Here is a 19369-nt window from a genome sequence, read left to right as displayed (position 1 = left end):
GTGCACATCGCCCTGCGTGAGGTCCACGACAGCGACCTGCCCGTCTTCTTCCGGCAGTCGAACGACCCGGAGGCCCTCTTCATGGCGGCCTTCACCCCGCGCGACCCGGCCGACTGGGACGCCTTCGCCGCGCGGTGGCGGCGGTCGCGCGCCTCGGGCGACGTGGTGCGCACCATCCTGGGCGACGGCGACGTGCTCGGCAGCGCCGCGGTCTACGGCGAGCCGGGCGAGCGGGAGGTCACCTACTGGGTCGACCGGGCGTACTGGGGCCGGGGCGTGGCGACCGGCGCGCTGCGCGCGCTGCTGGCCGAAGTGCCCGAGCGACCGCTGTTCGCGCGGGCGGCGGCGGACAACGCCGGGTCGCTGCGCGTGCTGGAGAAGTGCGGCTTCACACCGACCGCCCGTGCCCGCGGCTTCGCCCCCGCCCGGGGCGCGGAGATCGACGAGGTCGTGCTGCGCCTGCCCGCCTGACGCCGCCCGCCGCGTCCCGGCCCCACCGGCGGGTTCGTAAGCGGCGGCGCTTGACGGCCGGGTGCGGGCTCCTTAGCGTGTCCCGCCATGTGAACGCGGCGCACGCCCGGCCGCGCCTTCGCCGGTGACCCGAGGAGCCCCGAGGATGCCCGCACCCCGCACCGTCCTGCTCACCGGCGCCGCCGGCGGTATCGGCACCCTGATGCGGGACCTGCTGCCCGCGTACGGTTACCGGCTGCGCCTGTTCGACGTGCGGCCGGTGGAGGGCGAGCCGGAGGCGGTCGTCGCCGACCTCGCCGACGCGGCGGCGGTGCGCGAGGCGGTCCGGGGCGTGGACGCGATCGTGCACCTCGCGGGCATCTCCCTGGAGGCCCCGTTCGAGGACATCCTGCGGGCCAACATCCGGGGCGTGCACCACGTGTACGAGGCCGCCCGCGAGGAGGGCGTCCGCCGGGTCGTCTTCGCCTCCTCCCACCACGCCGTCGGCTTCACCCCGCACCCGCGGGAGGGCGACCCCCTCGTCCCCGTCGGCACCCCGCACCGCCCGGACACCTTCTACGGCCTGTCCAAGTCCTTCGGCGAGGACCTCGCCCAGCTCTACTGGGACAGGCACGGGGTGGAGACCGTCTCCGTCCGCATCGGCTCCTGCTTCCCCGAGCCGACCGGCGTGCGCGCGCTGGCGCTGTGGCTGAGCCCGGCCGACTGCGCCCGCCTGCTGCACGCCGCCCTGACCGCCGGGGACGTCGGCCACACCGTGGTCTACGGCTCCTCGGCCAACACCCGCCTGTGCTGGGACCTCGGCTCCGCGCGCGCCCTCGGCTACGAACCCCGGGACGACTCCGAGCCGTACGCGGCCCGGCTCCTCGCCGAACAGGGGGAACCCGACCCGGACGACCCCGCGCGGTCGCGGCTCGGCGGGCACTTCGTGACCGACCCGCCGATCTGGCCCCACTGACCGCCCGCCCCGTCCCGGCAGCCGCGCGCCGGGACGGCCCTCCCCCGCGACCGCCTCCGCAAGAGCCCGCTCCGGCAGCCGCTCCGGCAGCCGCTCGGGCAGCCGCCTCCGCAAGAGCCCGTCCCGGTGACCGATGCGGGCAGCCGTCTTCGGGAAAGCCCGCCCGGACCGGAGGCCGCTTCCCGCCCGCCGGGGCGCCCGCTCCCCTCCGGGCGGGCGGCGTGCCCGCCGCGGGCGCCCACTCCTGCCCGCACCGGGCGCCCGAACGGCGCCCACCCCCCGTCCGGCGCCCCCATAACGGGCCCCCGGCACCCCGTGCCGGGCCCGTGCGCCGGGCGGGACGGGCGCCCGGATCCGGCCGGGCAGACCGACCGGTCGGACCGTGTGGACCAGACCACCCGGCGCCGACCAGGCGATTCGCCCGCACCGGGCCGCCCCGGTCGGCCGGAACGGCGGAAAGCCGGTGCCCCCGGAGAGGGTCGGGCACCGATCGGGCCCGCCCACCGCCCATTCGGGCATCCGGATCGCCCGCTCTCCCCCGCCGGCCCGCCCCCTCGCAGGTCCGAGGCGGTCATCACCGAACCCGAACGGGCACAAACGGGCAATAGCGAAGCGATAACAAGCCTGGTCAGAACCTCATACCGCCTGTAGAACATCCTGCAAGGGCCGCTCGGGGCCCGAACGGGCAGCGCGATCAGGAAGCAGGTGGTCGACCCATGGGTCACGGGACGGCCGAGGAGCGCCAGCGCGAGATCGTGCGCATGGCCCGCGCCACCGGCTCGGTCGACGTCACCGCGCTCGCCGCCGACCTGGGCGTGGCGAAGGAGACCGTACGGCGGGACCTGCGCGCCCTGGAGGACCACGGCCTGGTGCGCCGCACCCACGGCGGCGCCTACCCCGTGGAGAGCGCCGGCTTCGAGACGACCCTCGCCTTCCGGGCCACCAGTCACGTCCCGGAGAAGCGCCGGGTGGCCAACGCCGCCGCCGAACTCCTCGGGGACGCCGAGACGGTCTTCGTCGACGAGGGCTTCACCCCGCAGCTCATCGCGGAGGCCCTGCCCCGGGACCGGCCGCTGACCGTGGTCACCGCCTCCCTGCCGGTCGCCGGGGCGCTCGCCGAGACCGGCACCATCCACGTCCTGCTGCTCGGCGGCAGGGTCCGCTCCGGCACTCTCGCCACGGTGGACCACTGGACGACGAAGATGCTCGCCGGCTTCGTCATCGACCTGGCGTTCATCGGCGCCAACGGCATCTCCCGCGAACACGGTCTGACCACGCCCGACCCCGCGGTCAGCGAGGTCAAGACCCAGGCGGTCCGCGCCGCGCGCCGGGTGGTGTTCGCGGGAGCCCACACCAAGTTCGGAGCGGTCAGCTTCTGCCGGTTCGCCGACATCGGCGCGCTGGAGGCCATCGTCACGAGCACCCTGCTCCCGGCGGCCGAGGCCCATCGCTACTCCCTGCTCGGGCCGCAGGTCCTGCGGGTCTGACGGCCGGCCCACGGCCCCGTACCTCTCCGCACCCCGTCACCCCGCACCACACGACACCCCCACACGTCGCACAAGTCACCGTAAATACCGACAGATTCTGGAGTACCCATGCGAACCCAGAGCCGACGCTCGCCACGGTCCCTCGTCACCGTGGCCGCGATCGGGACGCTGATCGCTCCGCTCGCCGCCTGCTCGGGCGCCGGCGGGTCCGGAGGGTCCGACGGCGCGAGAGCCATCAACGTCCTGATGGTGAACAACCCGCAGATGGTGGAGTTGCAGAAGCAGACGGCGGCCCACTTCACCAAGGAGACCGGCATCAAGGTGAACTTCACCGTCCTGCCGGAGAACGACGTCCGCGACAAAATCAGCCAGGACTTCGCCAACCAGGCCGGCCAGTACGACGTCGCCACCCTGAGCAACTACGAGATCCCGATCTATGCCAAGAACGGGTGGTTGCACTCCCTGGACGACCACGTCGCGAAGGACACCGCCTTCGACCAGGACGACATCCTCCCCTCCATGACCAAGGCGCTCACCGCGGAGGACGGCAAGCTCTACGGCGAGCCGTTCTACGGCGAGTCCTCCTTCCTGATGTACCGCAAGGACGTCCTGGAGAAGGAGGGGCTCTCCATGCCGGAGAAGCCCACCTGGAAGGAGGTCGCCGAGCTGGCCGCCGAGATCGACGGCTCGACGCCCGGCATGAAGGGCATCTGCCTGCGCGGCCTGCCCGGCTGGGGCGAGGTCATCGCGCCGCTGACCACGGTGGTCAACACCTACGGCGGCACCTGGTTCGACGAGAACTGGAAGGCCCGGCTCGACTCCGCGGAGTTCAAGCAGGCCACGCGGTTCTACGTCGACCTGGTCCGCGAGCACGGCGAGTCGGGCGCCGCCCAGGCCGGCTACGCCGAGTGTCTGAACAACATGACCCAGGGCAAGACGGCCATGTGGTACGACGCCACCGCCGGCGCCGGTTCCCTGGAGGCGAAGGGCTCCCCGGTCAAGGGCAAGATCGGCTACGCGCCGGCGCCGGTCGAGAAGACCGACGGCTCGGGCTGGCTCTACACCTGGGCGTGGGGCATCCAGAAGGCGTCCAAGAACTCCGACGACGCCTGGAAGTTCATCTCCTGGGCCTCCGGCAAGGAGTACGAGAAGCTCGTCGGCGAGACGGCCGGCTGGTCCAACGTCCCCGCCGGCAAGCGCGCCTCGACCTACGACATCCCGGAGTACCGCGCGGAGGCCGGCGCCTTCGCCGACGTCACCCGGGACGCCATCGCCGACGCCCGGCCCGACGACCCGGGCGTGCAGCCGCGGCCCGCGCCCGGCATCCAGTTCGTCGGCATCCCCGAGTTCACCGACCTGGGCACCAAGGTCTCCCAGGAGATCAGCTCCGCCATCGCCGGACGCCAGTCGGTGGACGAGGCGCTGAAGAAGGCCCAGAAGCTCGCCGAAGGCGTCGCCGACAAGTACGAGGGATCATGACCTTGACGTCCCCGCCCCGGGCCGCCGTCACCGTCCCCGGACGGCCGGCGGCCCGGCGGCCGAACCGCGTGCGTGCCTGGGCCACCCGGGCGCCCCTGCTGCCGGCGCTGATCTTCATGATCGTCGTCACCCAGCTCCCCTTCGTCGCCACACTGGTGATCTCGTTCTTCGACTGGAACGCGCTCTACCCCGACCAGCGCGGCTTCGCCGGCTTCGCCAACTACGGCGAGGTGCTGACCAACCCCGAACTGCGCAGGTCGGTGGGGACGACGATCCTGCTGACGGTCACCGTGGTGCTCGTCAGCCTGGTGCTGGGCCTGCTGCTGGCGCTGCTGCTGGACCGCCGCTTCCGCGGCCGGGCCGTGGTGCGCACCATGCTGATCGCACCGTTCCTGCTGGTGCCGGTCGCCGCGGCGCTGATGTGGAAGCACCTGCTGTTCAACCCGGAGTACGGGCTGTTCAACGGCATCCTGCACGCCGTCGGCGGGGACGGGGCCGCCCAGCCCGACTGGATCTCCGAGATGCCGCTCCTGGCGGTCGAGGCCGCGCTGATCTGGCAGTGGACCCCGTTCATGATGCTGATCCTGCTGGCCGGACTGCAGAGCCGCGACTCGGAACTGATCGAGGCGGCCCGGATGGACGGCGCGAACGGATGGCAGATCTTCGTGCACATCACGCTGCCCCACATGCGCCGCTACCTCGAACTCGGCGTGCTGCTCGGCTCGATCTACATCGTGCAGAACTTCGACGCGGTGTTCACCATCACCTCCGGTGGACTGGGCACCGCCAACCTGCCGTACACGATCTACCAGACGTTCTACCAGGCGCACGAGAACGGGCTCGCCTCCGCGGCCGGCGTCATCGTCGTGATCGGCTCGCTCATCCTGGCGACCTTCGCGCTGCGCGTGGTGTCGTCGCTGTTCCGTGAGGAGGTGTCCCGCTGATGGCCACCGCCACCGCCACCGCCGCGTCCCGGCCCGCCGCCGCCCCGCGCAAGGGCCGGGTCCAGGGGGCCGTCCTGGGCGTCGTCGCCTGGCTCGCCGGCCTCGTGTTCGTGATGCCGCTGCTCTGGATGGTGCTGACGTCCCTCCACTCGGAGACGGACGCGGCGACGAATCCGCCGTCGGTCGCCGCCTCCCTGACGCTGGACGGATACCGCGAGTTCTTCGGCCTGACCGGCGGCGCCAGCCCCTGGCCCGCGCTGGTCAACTCCCTGACCGCCTCCCTGGTCTCCACGCTGCTGACGCTGCTCCTGGCACTGCCGGCCGCGTACGCGCTGTCCATCCGGCCGGTGCGGAAGTGGACCGACGTCCTCTTCTTCTTCCTGTCGACGAAGATGCTGCCCCTGGTCGCCGCGCTCCTGCCGATCTACCTGTTCGCCAAGAACACCGGCCTGCTGGACAACATCTGGATGCTCGTCATCCTCTACACCGCGATGAACCTGCCGATCGCCGTCTGGATGATGCAGTCCTTCCTCGCCGAGGTCCCGGTGGCGATCATCGAGGCGGCCCAGATCGACGGCGCCCGGCTGCCCACCGTGCTGGGCCGCGTGGTCGCGCCGATCGCCCTGCCGGGCATCGCGGCGACCGCCCTGATCTGTTTCATCTTCAGCTGGAACGAGCTGATGTTCGCGCGCGTGCTCACGGGGGTGGTCGCGGAGACGGCCCCCGTCTTCCTCACCACGTTCATCACCAGCCAGGGCCTCTTCCTGGCGAAGGTGTGCGCCGCGTCGCTCGTCATCTCCCTGCCGGTGCTCGCCGCGGGGTTCGCCGCCCAGGACAAGCTGGTCCAGGGCCTGTCGTTGGGAGCCGTGAAATGAAGGCCGCCGTCATCGAGTCCGTGGGCAGGGCCGTCGTCGCCGAGGTCCCGGACCCGACGCCCGGGCCGCGCGAGGTCGTCGTCGAGGTCGCGGCCTGCGGCCTGTGCGGCACCGACCTGCACATCCTCCAGGGCGAGTTCGCCCCCACGCTCCCCATCGTGCCGGGCCACGAGTTCGCGGGCGAGGTGGTCGGCGTCGGCACCCAGGTCACCGAGGTGGCGGTCGGCGACCGGGTCGCGGTGGACCCGTCCCTGTACTGCCACGAGTGCCGCTTCTGCCGCAACGGCCAGAACAACATGTGCGAGAGCTGGGCCGCGATCGGCGTCACCACGCCGGGCGGGGCGGCGCAGTACGCGCTCGCCCCGGTGGCCAACTGCGTCAGACTGCCCGAGCACGTGCGCACCGCGGACGCGGCCCTCATCGAGCCGCTGTCCTGCGCGGTCCGCGGCTACGACGTCCTCCGGACCCGCCTCGGCGCCCACGTCCTGATCTACGGCTCGGGCACCATGGGCCTGATGATGCTGGAGCTGGCCAAGAAGACCGGCGCGGCCGGCGTCGACGTGGTCGACGTCAACCCGGCGCGGCTGGAGGCGGCCCGCGCCCTCGGTGTCTCGGCCTCGGCGGCGAACGCGGACGCACTGGACCGGCCGCAGGGCTGGGACCTGGTCATCGACGCCACCGGCAACGCGGCGGCGATCCAGGACGGACTGGGCCGGGTGGCCAAGGCCGGCACGTTCCTCCAGTTCGGCGTCGCCGACTACGCGACGCGCGTGACGATCGACCCGTACCGCATCTACAACCAGGAGATCACCATCACCGGGTCGATGGCGGTGCTGCACAGCTACGAGCGGGCGGCCGAGCTGTTCGCCAACGGGGTGCTGGACCCGGACGTGTTCATCAGCGACCGGGTGCCGCTGGATCAGTACCCGCAGGCCCTGGAGCAGTTCGCGTCGGGCGTCGGCCGGAAGATCCTGGTCGTCCCGTAGGCGGCGGCCCGAGGGGGCCGGGCGGACCGGCGGCGGCCGACGCGGGGGCGGGCCGGCGCCGGGGGGCGCCGGGCCGGGCACCCGCGGGAAAACCGGTGGGCCGCCGCTCGCCGCGCGTCCTACCATCCCCGCATGCCCCGACCCCACGGATTCGCCTACGAGGCGCACGAGAGCGGCACCGTCCGCATCACCCACCACGGGCATCCCGCGGCCACCCTGAACGGGCCGCGGGCCGCCCGGTTCCTCGACGAGGTGGCCGCCGGCGACCCCCAGCTGGTCATGGCCCGCTGGACCGGCAACTACAAGCGCGGCAACGAGCGCACCGCCCGCGAGCACCCCCGCAACCGGCGGCGCGGCCGGGCCTGAGAAGGCCGGGCCGGGCCGTCGCGGCGCGGCCGGGCCGGGCCGTCGCCCGCCGCCGCCACGGCCCCCGATCGGCCGAAGGGTAAGGGAACGGCAAAACCGCGTCGCTCGTTCACCCGGCATGACCGCAATGACCCCCGGCTCGAACATCCCGCTGTCCGTCGCCCGCGTGGCGGTGGACGTCGCCGCCCCCGTGCGGCTCGATGTCTCGGGCCTGCTGCTCACCGCCGACGGCAAGGTGCGCTCCGACGACGACTTCATCTTCTACAACCAGCCCTCCGGGCCGGGCGTGACCTACCGCTCCGGCGGCGGCACCGCCCCGGACGCCGTCACCGTCGACACCGCGGCCGTCCCCCCGGCCATCGAGAAGATCGTCGTGACCGCCAGCCCGGACGCGGCGGGGCAGTCCTTCCAGGGCATCGAGCCGACCGCGACCCTCCGCGACGCGGACACCGGAGCCGTCCTCGCCACCTTCACCCCGCCCCGGCTCGGCGCCGAGACGGCGCTGGTCGTCGTGGAGGTCTACCGGCGCGACGGCGCCTGGAAGGCCCGCGCGGTCGGCCAGGGGTACGCCGACGGACTCGCGGGCATCGCCACCGACTTCGGCGTCACCGTGGAGGAGCCGGCCGCCCCCGCCGCGCCGCCGGTCGCCGCCCCGCCCGCCCCCGCCCAGGCCCCGGCGTTCCCGCCGCCCCCGGTCGGCGCCCCCGCCATGCCCGCCGCCCCGCCCGCGCCGCCGGCCGTCCCGCCCGCCCCGGCCCCGGGCGCCGGGAAGATCAACCTGGACAAGGGCCGGGTCAGCCTCACCAAGAACCAGACGGTGTCGCTGGTCAAGGGCGGCCGGCCGGTGCTCTCGCAGGTCCGCATGGGCCTCGGCTGGGAGCCCGCCTACCGGGGCAAGGACATCGACCTGGACGCGTCGGTCATCGCGTACGGCCCACAGCGCGACCACATCGACAGCTGCTACTTCGGCAAGCTGCAGATCCTGGGCGGCGCCGTGCGGCACTCCGGGGACAACCTCACCGGCGAGGGCAGCGGCGACGACGAGACGATCACCGTCGACCTCGGCCGGCTCCCCCAGGAGGTCAGCGGACTGGTCTTCACCGTGAACTCCTTCTCCGGCCAGAAGTTCACCGAGGTCGCCAAGGCGTACTGCCGTCTCGTGGACGCCGCCAGCGGCGAGGAACTGGCCCGCTTCGACCTGACCTCCGCCGAACCGCAGACCGGCGTGATGATGGCGAAGCTGATCCGCCAGTTCAGCGGCGAGTGGGAGATGACCGCGATGGGCGACTTCGTCAAGTCCCGCACGGTGCGCGGCATGGTGAAGCCCGCCGCCGCGGCCCTGTAGGCACCGCCCGCCGGCCGGGGGCGCCCCGCGCGAGGCGCCCCCGCCCCGTCGCCGGGAGGGCGCCCCGGCTCAGTGACCGGCGCGGCGGGCGCGGGCCAGCTCGAAGCGGCTCGGGTAGCGGACCTTGAGGTTGCCCATGCGGACGCGGCCGGTGAAGCGCAGGACGGGGGCGCCCGCCTCGGGGCGGTCCGTGGCGCGGTTGACGACGTGGCCGAGGCCGGTGCTCACCTCGCTGGTGCGCACCTCCCACCCGCGCGGGACGACGACGACCATGTTGCCCATGCCGACGGTCACCTCGACCGTCACCTGGCGCCGCCGGCACTCGGCCCCGGTGAAGTCGACCTTGATGTTGCCCATGCCGGTGGTGGCCACGATCGTCGCCGGCACCACCCAGTAGCCGGTCTGGCGCAGGCTGCCGCTCCCCGCGTCCAGCACCAGCGGGTCCGGCCACCCCGCCGCCTGCGCCGCCTCGGGCAGGTCCGCGACGAGGGGTTCGAGGTCGCCGAAGGTCTTCGCGGCGAAGGCCGTCTCCAGCCGCTCCTCCAGTTCCTCCAGGGACAGCCGCCCCTCCCCCATGGCGTCTCGCAGCCGCTCGGCGACGGCCTCCCGGTCGGTGTCGGCGACCCGCAGGTTCCGGTCGGGGTCGGACGGTCGGCGGGGCGTCATGTCACCAGCGGTCATGGCCGGGAATTCTACGGCGCGGACTCCCCGCCCGGACCGCCCGGCCGCCGGGACGTGCCCGGCCGGCCCGCAGGGGGCACCGGTACCGGCCGGGACGCGGGCGCCTCCCGGAGCGGGCGGGATCACGCCGGGCTCGCGGGGTCCGGCCTGATCCCAACGAAAGACCCTAGAAGAGCGCGCTGTAGGCGTTCAGCGCGGGCTGGCCGCCGAGGTGGGCGTAGAGCACGGTCGCGTCGCGGGGGATCTCGCCCCGGCCGACCAGGTCGACGAGGCCGGCCATCGACTTCCCCTCGTACACGGGGTCGGTGACCATGCCCTCGGTGCGGGCGGCGAGCCGCATCGCGTCGAGGGTCGCCTCGTCGGGCACGCCGTAGATCCCGGCGTGGTAGCGCTCGTCCAGTTCCACGTCGGCCTCGGTCGGTTCGCCCGCGACGCCGAGGAGGCGGCCGGTGTTCCGGGCGATCCGGGCGATCTGCTCGCGGGTGCGGGCCGGTTCGGCGGAGGCGTCGATGCCGAGCACCCGGCGGGGCCGCCCGCCCGCCTCCTCCAGGGCGCGGAAGCCGGCGATCATGCCGGCCTGGGTGGAGCCGGTCACCGAGCAGACGACGACGGTGTCGAAGAAGACGCCCGCCTCGCGCTCCTGCTCGGCCACCTCGTGGGCCCAGCCGGCGAAGCCGAGCCCGCCCAGCGGGTGGTCGGAGGCCCCGGCGGGGATCGCGTACGGCTTGCCGCCGCCCTCCTCCACCTCGCGCAGCGCCTGTTCCCAGCTCTCCTTGAAGCCGATGCCGAACCCGGCCCTCACCAGCCGTACGTCGGCGCCGGCCAGCCGGGAGATCAGGATGTTGCCGACCTTGTCGTACACCGCGTCGGGCCAGTCGACCCAGCTCTCCTGCACCAGCACGCACTTGAGCCCGGCGCGGGCGGCGACGGCCGCGACCTGGCGGGTGTGGTTGGACTGCACGCCGCCGATGGAGACGAGGGTGTCGCAGCCCTGGGCGAGGGCGTCGGCGACCAGGTACTCCAGTTTGCGGGTCTTGTTGCCGCCGTAGGCGATGCCGGAGTTGAGGTCTTCCCGCTTGGCCCACACGGCGGCCCCGCCGAGGTGGTCGCTGAGCCGTTCCAGCGGGTGCACGGGCGAGGGCCCGAGGAGCAACGGGTACCGGGCGTACGAGGAAAGGGACATGGGGCGGTCCTCCGGATCACTCGGGGTCGGCGAGCCCTTCCAGGCTGCGCCAGATGTCCGCCGTGACACGGAGCGCCGTCTCCGTGTCCCCGGCCGCGCAGGCGTCGATCAGCCGTCCGTGCAGTCCGGCCGAGCGGCAGGTGCCGCCCTCGGCGAAGCGGCGGCGTTCCAGCCGGCGGATGAGCGGGGTGTAGCGGGCGACGGTCGACGCCGCGGCCCCGTTGCCGGCGACGCGGACGAGGACGTGGTGCAGCGCGTCGTCGGCGCGCAGGGCGCCGTCCACGTCGCCGGTGCGCACGGCGGCGGCGAAGCGGTCGTTGGCGGCGCGCATCTCGTCGAGGTCGGCCTCGCGCAGCCGGGGCACGGCGACGCGGGTGACCAGTTCGTGCATGGCACCGACCACGGCGGCGGCGTCGCGCACCTCGGCGGCGACGACCGGGGTGACCCGCGTGTAGCTCTGCGGCTTGCTCTCCAGCAGTCCCTCATCCACCAGGCGGGAGAACGCCTCGCGCACGGGCGCCCGGGAGAGCGCCAGCCGCTCGGCGAGGTCGGCGTCCCGCACGACGGCACCGGGCTCGATCTCCCCGGCGACGATCGCGTCACGGATCGCCTCGTAGGCACGGTCCCGGAGCAGGGTGCGGGGTACGGGTCGGATGGGCACGACTGAAATGTTAGATGTCAGACCCTCCCCGAACAAGGGGCCGCGCCCTCCGGTCCGGCACGGCCCCGGCGCTCCGCGTGCGCCCGCCCGGCCTCAGCCGGTCTGTTCGCCCTGCTGCGACCGCGCCTTGAACGCGGCCTTGCGCGCCTCCTTGGCCGTCCGCTTGTCCGGGTGGAGGCGGCCCACCGCCTCCAGCACCTCGGCGGTGGCCGGGTGGTCGACCCGCCAGACCGTCTCGAAGAAGCCGCTGTGCTGCCGGGCCAGCCCCTGGACCAGGGCGCGCAGTTCCTCGGATTCGCCCTCCGCGGCGAGCTGCGCGGCGAGCGTGTCCACGGTCAGCCAGAAGACCATCGCCTCCGGCGGCGCCGGCACGTCCCCGGCGCCGCGCTCGGTGAGCCAGACCCGGGCCAGCCCGCCCAGCTCCGCGTCGTCGAGCACGTCCCGCAGTGCCGGCTCGGCCTCCGGACCGAGCAGGGACAGCGCCTGCTGGCAGCGCAGCCGGCGCAGCGGGGCACCCGCGTCGGCCCCGCGCGCCGCGGCGAGCAGTTCGCGCGCCGCGTTCACGGGGTCCCGGCCGGCGAGCCATCCCTCGGTCTCGGCGTGCGCGGCGAGCGGCGGGTAGCCGGCCGTGCCGTCGAGCAGGGCGTCGGCGCCCTTGTCGGCGAGGTCGCCGACGGCCGGGGCGGTGAAACCGGCCTCCAGCAGGCGGGCGCGGAGCCCGTACAGGCCGAGCGGGGTGAGCCGCACCATGCCGTAGCGGGCGACGTCGGTCTCGTCGACGGGCGCCCCGGGCTCCTCGTCGACGTCGGCCATCAGGGCCTCGTCGACGGGCCGGTAGGCGACCAGGCCGACCGGCTCCAGCATCCGGAACTGGTCGTCCAGCCGCATCATCGCGTCGGAGACCTGCTCCAGCACGTCGTTGGTGGGCTCGTCCATGTCTCCGGGGACCAGCACCGAGGCGGCCAGCGCGGGCAGCGGCACGGGGGCGTCGCCGGGGGTGTTCTCGCCGACGGTGAGCAGGTAGAGGTTGGCGAGCACGCCGTCCAGGAAATCGGCCTCGGCCCCGGGGTCCCAGTCCAGGCCCGACAGGTCGACCGCGCCGCCCTCGGCGACCAGGTCCACCAGATCGTCCAGGTCGGGCACGCTCGCGTCGGCGAGGACGGTCTCCAGCGCGGTGAGCCACACGGCGAGCACGTCCTGCGGGGAGCCCCCGGTGAGCAGCGCCAGTTCCTCGCCGGCCGTGACGGTGCCCTCGTCCTCGTCGAGGATCGCGACGAGTCCGGCGTCCACCGCGACCCGCCAGGCCTCGCTCGCCTCCGCCGCCGCGTCGTCGCCGGTCAGCGCCAGCGCCGTCGCGGCGGCCGGGAGCTGCTCCTCGACGAGGGCGCCGCCCGCGTCGACACGGGTGTCCGGGCCCGCCCAGCGGGCGATCCGGACGGCCCGGGAGAGCACCGGCGCGGACAGCGCGTCGCGGGCCAGCTCCGCCTCGGGGCGCAGTCGTGCGGGCGGCAGGGTGGAGCGGTCTGACATCGGCTGTTTCTCCTCGCGCACCTCGTCCGCCGCACGGCCATCCGCCGCCGCACGGCTCAACCGCTCAGCCTAGACGGGTTTCCCCCCGACTCGCCGGGTTCATCTCGCCGACCCCCCTCGTACACGGCCCGAACCTTGACAACGCCCTTGGCCAGGCAGGAGATTGACGCGCGTAGAAAACGGGGGGCCGCCGTGCGCCGAGGCCGGCGCGCGACCGCCCTCCCGCCCCGCGCGTCCGTTCCGTCCCCGTCCGGCGTCCGTCACCTCCCCCCGCAGGAGCCCCGTTGGCCAGCCAGTCCGTCACGCGCCTCGCCGCGCTCACCGTCGCCGCCACCTGTTCGGCGGCGTCCGTCGTCGTCCTCGGTCCGCCCGCGCACGCCGACTCCGTGCGCATCCACGACATCCAGGGCACCACCAGGATCTCCCCGTACGCCGGCCGCCAGGTCGCCGACGTGCCCGGCGTCGTCACCGGCGTCCGCGACCACGGCTCCTCCCGGGGCTTCTGGTTCCAGGACCCGCGGCCCGACGACGACCCCGCCACCAGCGAGGGCGTGTTCGTCTTCACCGGCTCGGCCCCCGGGGTCGAGGCCGGCGACGCGGTCACCGTCTCCGGCACGGTCTCGGAGTTCGTGCCCGGCGGGACCGCCTCCGGCAACCAGTCGCTCACCGAGATCACCCGGCCCACGGTCACCGTGGTCTCCCGCGGCAACCCGGTGCCGGACCCGGTCGTCGTCTCGGCCCGCTCCGTGCCGCACGCCTACGCCCCGGCGGGCGACGCCGCCGCGAACGGCTCCGTCAACGCCCTGCCCCTGCGGCCCGACCGCTACGCCCTGGACTACTACGAGTCCCTGGAGGGCATGAACGTCCAGGTGGCCGACGCCCGCGTGGTCGGCGCGACCGACCCGTACACCGAGCTGTGGGTGACGGTGAAGCCCGGCGAGAACGCGAGCCCCCGGGGCGGCACCGTCTACGGCTCCCGCGACGCGCAGAACACCGGGCGGCTGCAGATCCAGACCCTGGGCGTACCGGCCGGCTTCCCCGCCGCCGACGTGGGCGACACCCTCGCGGGCGCCACCACCGGCCCGCTCGACTACAACCAGTTCGGCGGCTACACCCTGGTCGCCCGTAGTCTCGGCACGCTCACCGCCGGCGGGCTCGCCCGCGAGACGACCCGGGAGCAGCACCGCGACGAGCTGTCGGTGGCCACGTACAACGTCGAGAACCTCGACCCCTCCGACGGCACCTTCGCCGCGCACGCGGAGGCGATCGTCCGGAACCTGCGCTCACCGGACATCGTGTCCCTGGAGGAGATCCAGGACGACAACGGCGCCACGGACGACGGCACGGTGACCGCCGGCGTGACGGTGGGCAAGCTGATCGACGCCGTCGTCGCGGCCGGCGGCCCGCGCTACGACTGGCGCTCGGTGGACCCCGTCGACAAGGCGGACGGCGGGCAGCCGGGCGGCAACATCCGCCAGGTGTTCCTCTTCGACCCGCGGCGGGTCTCCTTCGCCGACCGTCCCGGCGGGGACGCGGTCACCGCGACCGGGGTGGTGAAGGTGCGCGGCAAGGCGGCGCTGACCCACTCCCCCGGCCGGGTCGACCCCGCGAACCCCGCCTGGCTGAACAGCCGCAAGCCGCTGGCCGGCGAGTTCTCGTTCCGCGGGCGGACGGTCTTCGTGATCGCCAACCACTTCGCGTCCAAGGGCGGCGACCAGGGGCTGACCTCCCAGTACCAGCCGCCGGCGCGGAGTTCGGAGACCCAGCGCCACCTCCAGGCGACGGCGGTGAACACCTTCGTCAAGCAGATCCTGGCGGTCCAGAAGAACGCGGACGTCATCGCCCTCGGCGACATCAACGACTTCGAGTTCTCCGGCACGACGGAACGCCTGGAGGCCGGCGGCGCGCTCTGGTCGGCGGTCAGGTCGCTGCCGCCGGGCGAGCGCTACTCGTACGTCTACCAGGGCAACAGCCAGGTGCTCGACCAGATCCTGGTGAGCCCGTCGATCCGGCGCGGGCACCTGTCCTACGACAGCGTGCACATCAACGCCGAGTTCCACGACCAGATCAGCGACCACGACCCGCAGGTGCTGCGGTACCGCCCCTGACACCAGGCGCCGCGCCGCGCGGTCCCGCCGGGGGGCGGGGCGCGCGGCGCGCTCGCCCGCGGGCCGGTGCCGTCCGGTACCGGGCCGGGCTCAGTGGTGCGGGCCGTGGCGGCGGCGCAGCACTCCGGCGGCGACGGCGGCGCCCGCCACCGCGCCCGCGACCAGCACCGGAGGCGGCGGGCGCCGCCCCGGCCGGACCTCGTCCTCCGTGACCGGCCCCGGTGCCCGTCCCCGGGCGGTGTCCCCGGCCCGGTGGGCCCGGCCCCGCACTCCGTGCCCGGCCTGCGCGGCGGAGCTGCGCAGTTGCACGCGCGCGGCGCCGGCCTTGTCCCGCAGGTCGGCGGCGCGGGTCCGGGCGCGGCCCTTCACATCGGCCTTGCCGGCCAGTTCCTCGACGGTGTCGCCGAGCTGACGGCGGGTCCGTTCGATCTGGCGGCGCAGTTCGTCGGGGCCCTTGGCCCCGGTGGCCGGCTCGGCGGTGGAGCCGGCGCGGGCGGCGTCCGCCCCGTCGGTGGTGTCCGTCATCGGTGCGCCCTTTCCCTGATCTCGTCGACGTCGGCCCTGACACTGCCGAGGGTCTCCTCGGGCTTCGGGGGTACGGCGCGGCGGAGTTGTGCGCGGCCGGCGAGCGCCAGCACGCCCGCGATCAGGAAGAGCGCCCCGGTCACGACGAGCGCCGCGGCCCAGACGGGCAGCACCAGCCAGAGCGCGGCGACGGCCGCGCCGGCCAGGGCGATCAGGCCGACGTACGCGAGGGCGCCCGCGGCCCCCAGCATGCCGCCGCCCCGGCCTGCCCGCCGCCCCTTCTCGGCCAGCTCCATCCTGGCGAGGGCGACCTCCTGGCGCACGAGCCGGGAAAGCTGTTCGGTGGCCTGCCCGACGAGTTCGCCCACGGAGTGGTGTTCGTCGCGCACGGGCCGGGTGTGCAGGGTCCCGGTCACGGTCCGCCTCCTCTCGGTTCGGGGACACCCCGGGTACCCCCGGCCGCGATGCCCTATCCGCGCCCGCCTCCAGCCCCGTCCACTCAGCGTTTCTTACGGACCCCCTGAGGGAGAATGAAGCAGAGCTTCACTGTCGGGCGGCGGGGACTGCTCCCATGACGTCCCTGACGACCGGGCCCCGCCCCGCCGCCCCCGTCGGCCGCGCCCTGTGCGCGATGGTCACGCCCGGCACCGCCTCGGGCGCCCTCGGCCTCGACGGTGCCGGACGTCTGGCCGACCGGCTGGTCTCGGGCGGCTGCGACGGGTCGGCGCTCTCCGGTACGACGGGCGAGTCGCCGACCACGACGGACGCGGAGAAGGCCGCGCTGGTCACGGCGGTGCGGGAGGCGGGCGGGGGGGGCGGGCGGCGCTGATCGCCGGGGTCGGCGCGGCGGACACCCGGCACGCCGTCGCGCCGGCCCGCGCGGCGCGGGAGGCGCGGGAGGCGCGGGAGGCGCGGGAGGCGCGGGAGGCGGGCGCGGACGGGCTGCCGGTGGCCGCCCCGTTCTCCGGCAGGCCCCCGCAGGGGCCCTGGAGGCGCACTGCCGGGAGGGCGCCGACGGCTGCGGCCTGCCGCTCGTCCTCTACGGCATTCCCGCCCGCACCGGCGTCCGGATCGAGCCGACACCGTGATCCGCCTGGCCGGGCCCCGAGGATCGTCACCGGCAAGCACTGCGCGTACGACCTGCTCGGCACCCGGCGGGGTGCTCTCCCGCACCGGTCCGGCCTGCTACGCGGGCTGCGGGGAACAGATCCTCCCGCCGTACGCCGTCGGCGCCGCCGGCTGCGTCGGCACCGTCGCCGACGTCGCGCCGGAACCGCTGCGCGCCGTCCTCGACGCCTTCGACGCCTTCGACGCCGGGGACACGGCGGAGGCGGCCCGCCGCCGGCGCCGGCTGCTGCCGCCGACCGGAGGCGGTGACGGCGACGTCCCTGCCCGGCACGGTCACCACGAAGGCGCCCCTGACCGCCCTCGGCCTGCCCCGCCCGGCCCCCGTCGGGACGACGACGAGGCTCCTGGCCTCCTACGCGTGCCTGGGCTGATCCCCCGCCCTGCCTACGCCGCCGGGCGCCCTCCCCGCCTCGGGGAGAGCGCCAGGACGGATGCCGGCACCGCGTCAGTTGTGGCTGTGCAGGATCTCGTTGAGGCCGCTCCAGACGGCGTTGTTCGGGCGGGCCTCGACGGTGCCGGTGACCGAGTTGCGGCGGAAGAGGATGTGGGAGGCGCCGGACAGCTCGCGGGCCTTGACGACCTGGCCGTCGGGCATGGTCACGCGGGTGCCGGCGGTGACGTACAGGCCGGCCTCGACCACGCACTCGTCGCCCAGCGCGATGCCCACGCCCGCCTCGGCGCCGACCAGGCAGCGTTCGCCGATGGCGATGATCACGTTGCCGCCGCCGGAGAGCGTGCCCATGGTGGAGGCGCCGCCGCCGATGTCCGAGCCGTCGCCGACCACGACGCCGGCCGAGATGCGGCCCTCGACCATGGAGGTGCCGAGCGTGCCGGCGTTGAAGTTGACGAAGCCCTCGTGCATGACCGTGGTGCCCTCGGCGAGGTGGGCGCCCAGGCGCACCCGGTCGGCGTCGGCGATGCGGACGCCCGTGGGGACGACGTAGTCCGTCATGCGCGGGAACTTGTCGAGGGAGGTCACCTGGAGGTGGTGGCCCTCGGCACGGGCGTTGAGGCGGACCTTCTCGACGTCTGCGACGGCGACCGGGCCCAGCGAGGTCCAGGCGACGTTGGCGAGGTGGCCGAAGATGCCGTCCAGGTTCTGGCCGTGCGGCTTGACCAGGCGGTGCGAGAGCAGGTGCAGGCGCAGGTAGGCGTCGTGCGCGTCGAGCGGCTTCTCGTCGAGGGAGGCGATGACCGTGCGGACCGCGACGACCTCGACCCCGCGGCGGGCGTCCGGGCCGATCGCCGCGGTCGCGCCGCCGCCGAGGAGTTCGGCGGCGCGCTCGGCGGAGAGCCGCTCGGTGCCGGCCGGGCCGGGTTCGGCGGTGAGTCCGGGGGCCGGGAACCAGGTGTCGAGGACGGTTCCGTCGGCGGCGATCGTGGCGAGGCCGGCGGCAACGGCGCCGGTGGCGCGGGGAGCAGTCGTGTCGGTCATGAGGGCAACCTAACCGGCCGGGGGCGCCGGGTGCGAACCGGTCGCCGGGACGTCTCGCCAGGTGGCGGCCCCGTGGTGCCCGGGATGCGCCCGAACGGCCCCGGGACACGCCGAGCGCCCGACGTGAACCGCCGCCGGACACGCCGGGTGCACGCACGAAGCACCCGGGACACGCCGGGTGCCCCGCCCGAGCCCGCCTCCGGGCACCCGGCGCCCGCGTCCGCGCCGCCCCCGGGTCCGGACCTCATCCCAGCAGCCGGGCCAGCGCCCCACGGGCGTACGCCTCGTCGTACGGGGTGCCCGTCAGCAGCACCTGGAGGCAGATCCCGTCCATCAGGGCGACCAGCGCCCGTGCCGTCGGCGGGTCGGTGCGGTGGGCGAGCAGCCCCGACACCTCCTCGGCCCACTCGGCGGCGACCGGGCGCAGGGCGGGGCGGCGCAGCGCGGCGAGATACAGCTCGTACTCCAGCTCCACCCCGGTGCGGTCGCCCGCCAGCCACTCGCCGAGCACCCCGGCGAGTGCCCCGGCCAGGTCGGAGTGCGGGTCGACGAGGGCGGGGTGCTCGGCGAGGACGGTGGCGAACCCCTCGTTGGCCTGCCGCAGTGCGGCCACGAGCAGTTCGTCCAGGGTGGCGAAGTGGTACGTCGTGGAGCCGAGCGGCACGTCGGCCTCGGCGGCGACCGCGCGGTGGCTGAGCCCGGCGATGCCCCGGCGTCCGACGACCCGGATCGCCGCGTCGATGATCCGCTGGCGCCGGCCGGGGTCGTGGCGGCGGGCCATCAGTGCGCGCCGCCCAGGTTGAGCACGACCACCCCGACGATGATCAGCGCGATGCCGGCGGCCTTGGCGGCGGTCAGCCCCTCGCCCATGAACATCACCCCGATGGTGGCGATCGCGGCGGTGCCGATGCCCGACCAGATGGCGTAGGCGGTGCCGACCGAGAGGGTCTTGAGCGTCTGGGCCAGCAGGGCGAAGGAGACGACGTAGCCGAGGAGCGTCAGCAGCGAGGGCCCGAGCCGGCTGAAGCCCTCGCTGTACTTCATGGCGGTGGTCCCGGCAACCTCGGCGGCGATGGCTGCGGCGAGCAGCAGATATCCCATGTGTACGAGCGTACATAACGGCGTTGCCCGGGAACGGGGCCGGTCCGCCCGCGCGGGCCCCGGCCCCGCGCACGAGGAGACGGCGACGCCCGCGCGGGGCGCCGCCGTC

The 19369-nt window shown here is 74.5% G+C and carries 19 protein-coding genes and 1 pseudogene; 11 read left to right on the top strand and 9 right to left on the bottom strand.

Annotation, left to right across the window (positions count from 1 at the left end; genetic code table 11):
- The 9 genes from VM636_RS23375 (at position 1) to VM636_RS23335 (ending at position 8908) form a co-directional block, all read left to right on the top strand.
- Positions 1–471 carry a GNAT family N-acetyltransferase gene (locus VM636_RS23375; protein WP_030419997.1) on the top strand — a complete coding sequence of 157 codons (471 nt, stop codon included), beginning with the start codon at positions 1–3 and terminating at the stop codon, positions 469–471.
- 145 nt (positions 472–616) lie between these two features.
- A complete protein-coding gene (locus VM636_RS23370; RefSeq protein WP_338485579.1) occupies positions 617–1426 on the top strand; it encodes an NAD(P)-dependent oxidoreductase in 810 nt (269 codons plus the stop codon).
- Positions 1427–2142: 716 nt separating this feature from the next.
- On the top strand, positions 2143–2913 hold the full coding sequence (locus VM636_RS23365) for a DeoR/GlpR family DNA-binding transcription regulator (RefSeq protein ID WP_030419999.1): 771 nt from the start codon (positions 2143–2145) through the stop codon (positions 2911–2913).
- A gap of 108 nt (positions 2914–3021) precedes the next feature.
- Positions 3022–4392, top strand: a complete 1371-nt coding sequence (locus tag VM636_RS23360; protein ID WP_338485577.1) for a sugar ABC transporter substrate-binding protein — start codon at positions 3022–3024, stop codon at positions 4390–4392.
- Positions 4389–5336: a sugar ABC transporter permease gene (locus VM636_RS23355; protein ID WP_053912653.1), complete on the top strand. Its 948-nt coding sequence runs from the start codon at positions 4389–4391 to the stop codon at positions 5334–5336. Before VM636_RS23360 ends, VM636_RS23355 begins: the two co-directional genes overlap by 4 nt.
- The gene (locus VM636_RS23350; protein WP_338485575.1) at positions 5336–6211 is read left to right on the top strand and encodes a carbohydrate ABC transporter permease; all 876 of its coding nucleotides are present in this window, start codon (positions 5336–5338) and stop codon (positions 6209–6211) included. Before VM636_RS23355 ends, VM636_RS23350 begins: the two co-directional genes overlap by 1 nt.
- Entirely contained in the window at positions 6208–7197 is a 990-nt protein-coding gene (locus VM636_RS23345; protein ID WP_030420003.1) for a zinc-dependent alcohol dehydrogenase family protein, read from the top strand. The genes VM636_RS23350 and VM636_RS23345 overlap by 4 nt, the downstream gene beginning before the upstream one ends.
- A 132-nt stretch (positions 7198–7329) precedes the next feature.
- A complete protein-coding gene (locus VM636_RS23340) occupies positions 7330–7563 on the top strand; it encodes a hypothetical protein (protein WP_030420004.1) in 234 nt (77 codons plus the stop codon).
- Between the two features lie 127 nt (positions 7564–7690).
- Entirely contained in the window at positions 7691–8908 is a 1218-nt protein-coding gene (locus VM636_RS23335; protein ID WP_053912651.1) for a TerD family protein, read from the top strand.
- Between the two features lie 69 nt (positions 8909–8977).
- Here VM636_RS23335 and VM636_RS23330 read toward each other — a convergent pair whose 3' ends face one another.
- From VM636_RS23330 to VM636_RS23315, 4 genes are all read right to left on the bottom strand, one after another.
- Positions 8978–9589 (bottom strand): DUF1707 domain-containing protein, encoded by a 612-nt coding sequence (locus tag VM636_RS23330; protein ID WP_030420006.1) that lies wholly within the window; start codon positions 9587–9589, stop codon positions 8978–8980.
- Positions 9590–9755: 166 nt separating this feature from the next.
- Entirely contained in the window at positions 9756–10772 is a 1017-nt protein-coding gene (locus tag VM636_RS23325) for a 1-aminocyclopropane-1-carboxylate deaminase (RefSeq protein ID WP_030420007.1), read from the bottom strand.
- 16 nt (positions 10773–10788) lie between these two features.
- Positions 10789–11433, bottom strand: a complete 645-nt coding sequence (locus VM636_RS23320) for a GntR family transcriptional regulator (RefSeq protein ID WP_030420008.1) — start codon at positions 11431–11433, stop codon at positions 10789–10791.
- 93 nt (positions 11434–11526) lie between these two features.
- Positions 11527–12963 (bottom strand): hypothetical protein, encoded by a 1437-nt coding sequence (locus VM636_RS23315; protein WP_053912650.1) that lies wholly within the window; start codon positions 12961–12963, stop codon positions 11527–11529.
- Between the two features lie 284 nt (positions 12964–13247).
- Here VM636_RS23315 and VM636_RS23310 point away from each other — a divergent pair, with 284 nt between their 5' ends.
- Complete coding sequence (locus VM636_RS23310; protein WP_030420010.1) at positions 13248–15071, top strand: endonuclease/exonuclease/phosphatase family protein; 1824 nt, start codon at positions 13248–13250, stop codon at positions 15069–15071.
- A gap of 90 nt (positions 15072–15161) precedes the next feature.
- Here VM636_RS23310 and VM636_RS23305 read toward each other — a convergent pair whose 3' ends face one another.
- Together VM636_RS23305 and VM636_RS23300 are read right to left on the bottom strand one after the other, a co-directional pair.
- Positions 15162–15596, bottom strand: coding sequence for a DUF3618 domain-containing protein (locus tag VM636_RS23305; protein ID WP_030420011.1), 435 nt, complete (start codon positions 15594–15596; stop codon positions 15162–15164).
- Positions 15593–16012, bottom strand: a complete 420-nt coding sequence (locus VM636_RS23300) for a phage holin family protein (protein WP_030420012.1) — start codon at positions 16010–16012, stop codon at positions 15593–15595. The genes VM636_RS23305 and VM636_RS23300 overlap by 4 nt, the downstream gene beginning before the upstream one ends.
- A gap of 155 nt (positions 16013–16167) precedes the next feature.
- On the opposite strand from VM636_RS23300, the pseudogene VM636_RS23295 reads away from it, so the two are divergent.
- Positions 16168–17095, top strand: a pseudogene (locus tag VM636_RS23295) (dihydrodipicolinate synthase family protein).
- Positions 17096–17169: 74 nt separating this feature from the next.
- Here the strand turns inward: VM636_RS23295 and dapD are convergent.
- The 3 genes from dapD to VM636_RS23280 all read right to left on the bottom strand — a co-directional run bounded on the left by dapD (position 17170) and on the right by VM636_RS23280 (position 19260).
- Positions 17170–18159 carry a 2,3,4,5-tetrahydropyridine-2,6-dicarboxylate N-succinyltransferase gene (gene dapD / locus VM636_RS23290; protein ID WP_030420013.1) on the bottom strand — a complete coding sequence of 330 codons (990 nt, stop codon included), beginning with the start codon at positions 18157–18159 and terminating at the stop codon, positions 17170–17172.
- A gap of 244 nt (positions 18160–18403) precedes the next feature.
- The gene (locus VM636_RS23285) at positions 18404–18940 is read right to left on the bottom strand and encodes a TetR family transcriptional regulator (RefSeq protein ID WP_053912647.1); all 537 of its coding nucleotides are present in this window, start codon (positions 18938–18940) and stop codon (positions 18404–18406) included.
- Positions 18940–19260 carry a multidrug efflux SMR transporter gene (locus VM636_RS23280; protein ID WP_030420015.1) on the bottom strand — a complete coding sequence of 107 codons (321 nt, stop codon included), beginning with the start codon at positions 19258–19260 and terminating at the stop codon, positions 18940–18942. Before VM636_RS23280 ends, VM636_RS23285 begins: the two co-directional genes overlap by 1 nt.
- Positions 19261–19369: the final 109 nt, after the last annotated feature.

The sequence above is a fragment of the Streptomyces sp. SCSIO 75703 genome (assembly GCF_036607905.1).
Taxonomy (GTDB): Bacteria; Actinomycetota; Actinomycetes; order Streptomycetales; family Streptomycetaceae; genus Streptomyces.
This window is presented reverse-complemented; position numbering and strand designations above follow the sequence as displayed.